General features: G+C 58.0%; 3 protein-coding genes. All 3 read left to right on the forward strand.

Annotated elements, in window-relative coordinates:
- Positions 1–375, forward strand: a 375-nt coding sequence (locus BGN95_RS03510) for an O-antigen ligase family protein (RefSeq protein ID WP_502688243.1), incomplete at its 5' end; no start/stop codon positions are given.
- Between the two features lie 132 nt (positions 376–507).
- Positions 508–1,131 (forward strand): polysaccharide biosynthesis/export family protein, encoded by a 624-nt coding sequence (locus tag BGN95_RS03515; RefSeq protein WP_286771621.1) that lies wholly within the window; start codon positions 508–510, stop codon positions 1,129–1,131.
- 14 nt (positions 1,132–1,145) lie between these two features.
- On the forward strand, positions 1,146–2,590 hold a 1,445-nt coding region (locus tag BGN95_RS03520; protein ID WP_286771622.1), incomplete at its 3' end, for a GumC family protein.

A 2,590-nucleotide genomic window follows, 5' to 3' on the forward strand; every position in this document is an offset into this window, starting at 1 on the left:
GGCAGCTTTGATCCGATTTTCCGTATGCACGAGCCCTTTGACCTTTTATCGCTCGTTTATTTCAACCACGCTCACAATGATTTCCTTGAAGTCGTGCTCGATGCTGGCGTGCCGGGGCTGCTGCTATTGGTAGCCGCGCTTTCGTGGTGGGCGTGGGCAAGCATCAATGCATGGCGCGCCGATTCCGGCAGTGACTATGTCTTGCCCAAATTAGGGTCGGCGATGCTACTGCTCGTCGTGATCGCCAGCGTCTCCGACTATCCCGCGCGCACCCCCATGATCATGGTGATGGTCATCGTAGCTGCCACCTGGCTCAGCGATCGGACGAGAGCGCACCGTAGCACAGCTTTACCCGCGTCCGGTCAGCCCTTATAGGCAGCTCGCCTCCCTTTCTTTCTGGAAGACGTCGCGCGCATGCACAGGAATTGTACTGCTTTACTGATTGCGTTCGCTTTGTCGGCGTGTGGGGGTCGGCTACCACTGGAATCGAGCCAGCGCCTGACCGTTGTGAAGGACAGCGCAACGCTGCCTGCTCCCGCTCGTAACGACCTGACAGCTGCCGACCGCCCATCGCTGATCGGCCCGCTCGACACCATACAGGTAGACGTGTTTAACGTTCCTGAGCTCAGCCGGGAGATGCAGGTCGATGCGAGCGGCCGCATTTCGATGCCCCTAGCCGGCACGATAGAAGCCCGCGGCAAGACCGCGGAGGAGTTGGCGCGCGCTGTCGAGGACTCATTGCGCGGACGCTATGTCCGCAACCCGGAAGTGACCATCAACATCAAGAACTCGGTCAGCCAGGTCGTAACAATCGACGGGCAGGTCGTGGAGCCGGGTCTCTATCCCGTCACCAATCAGATGACCCTTATGCGTGCCATCGCATCGGCTAAAGGGCTGTCGGAATTTGCGCGACAGGACGATGTCGTCATTCTCCGAACGGTGAATAATCAGAAGATGGCCGGCTTGTACAATATGGGAGCCATTCGCCGAGGCATGTATGACGACCCTCCGATCTATGCCAACGATGTGATTGTTGTTGGCGATTCGCCGCAGCGTCGCCTGTTCCGGGATTTTGTTTCGCTTTCGCCGCTTTTGGCTGGGCCGCTCATCGCGATCCTGCAAAGGAATTAAGGTTCGGTATCGTTATGAATTTGGCTGCACCAAATCTCCGCGGCGGCTTTTCCGCAGCCGGACCGATTATTAACGATCCGCCGAGACCCGAAGCGGAGCGTATCCCGATTCTCCGTCATTATCTGCGCGTCGCGATGCGCTGGCGTTATGTTATCCTGGGTGTGGTGGGGGTTTGCGCGCTCTTCGGCCTAATCGCAACCTTGCTCATGACGCCCAAATATACCGCTACCTCGACGCTCGAGATTTCGCGCGAGTCAGACAAAGTCACCAGCTTCCAAGGCGTCGAACAGGAAGTCAGCGTGGCCGATCAGGAATTTTACCAGACCCAATATGGTCTTCTGAAGTCCCGTTCCCTCTCCGAACGTGTTGCGTCGCAGCTACGCTTGATCGATGATCCGAAGTTCTTCGAACTCTTTGGCGCGTCCAGCCGCGAACCTGCGCTTGAACTTTCGAGCGGGCGTTATCCTGCCTCCGGTCGCACGGTACGACAACGGATTGCTGGCGAAATTCTTCTTAAGCATCTCGACATTTCACCAACCCGACTTTCGCGGCTGGTCGATGTCCATTTCACCAGCCCCAACCCCGATTTCTCAGCGCGAGTCGCCAACGCCTGGGCAGAAAATTTCATCCAGACTAATCTGGAACGCAAAGTCCAGGCGACCTCCTACGGCCGCAGTGTGCTGCAACAGCAATTGACTGGCCTCAAGGAAAAGCTGGACGAATCACAAAGGCAGTTGGTCGCGTACGCCTCCGCGGAGCGGATCATCAACCTACCTGCACAGTCGAGCGGGGATGGTCGGGCAACCAGCGAGCGCTCGATCACTGCAGATAATCTGGCCACGCTCAATAACGCGCTGTCACAGGCGACGGCAGACCGCATTCAGGCGGAAGCCCGTTACCGGCAAACGGGAAACGCGGGCGCATCGACTGAGGCTTTGCGCAACCAAGCAATCAACACCCTCCGTCAGAAGCGCGCTGAATTGGCGGCCGAATATCAGCGGCTGATGACGCAATTCGAGCCTGGATACCCCGCGGCCAAAGCGTTGCAGTCGCAAATCGACCAGCTCGACCGCTCGATCGCCCGTGAAGAAGGTCGGGTTTCCGGCTCGCTTCTCGCCGACTACCGGGAAGCGCTTGATCGCGAGCGAGCGCTGCAAGGCAAGGTTGAGCAACTCAAAGCCAGTTATCTTGACCTGCGCCGTCGTAGCATCCAGTACAACATCTACCAGCAAGAGGTGGATACCAATAGGGCGCTATATGACGGCCTCCTTCAGCGCTTTAAGGAGATCGGAGTTGCCGGGGGCGTCGGTGTCAACAATATCTCCATCGTCGATCCGGCGGATGTGCCGCAACGGCCTTCGAGTCCGCGCCTTTTCCTTAATCTTGCCATTGCCCTCCTGACGGGCTTTGGTTTGAGCGCGCTCGCTGTCTACGCGTTGGAACAGATCGACGAAGCGAT

The sequence above is a fragment of the Sphingomonas sp. 66-10 genome (assembly GCF_001897045.1).
Lineage (GTDB): Bacteria > Pseudomonadota > Alphaproteobacteria > Sphingomonadales > Sphingomonadaceae > Sphingomonas > Sphingomonas lycopersici.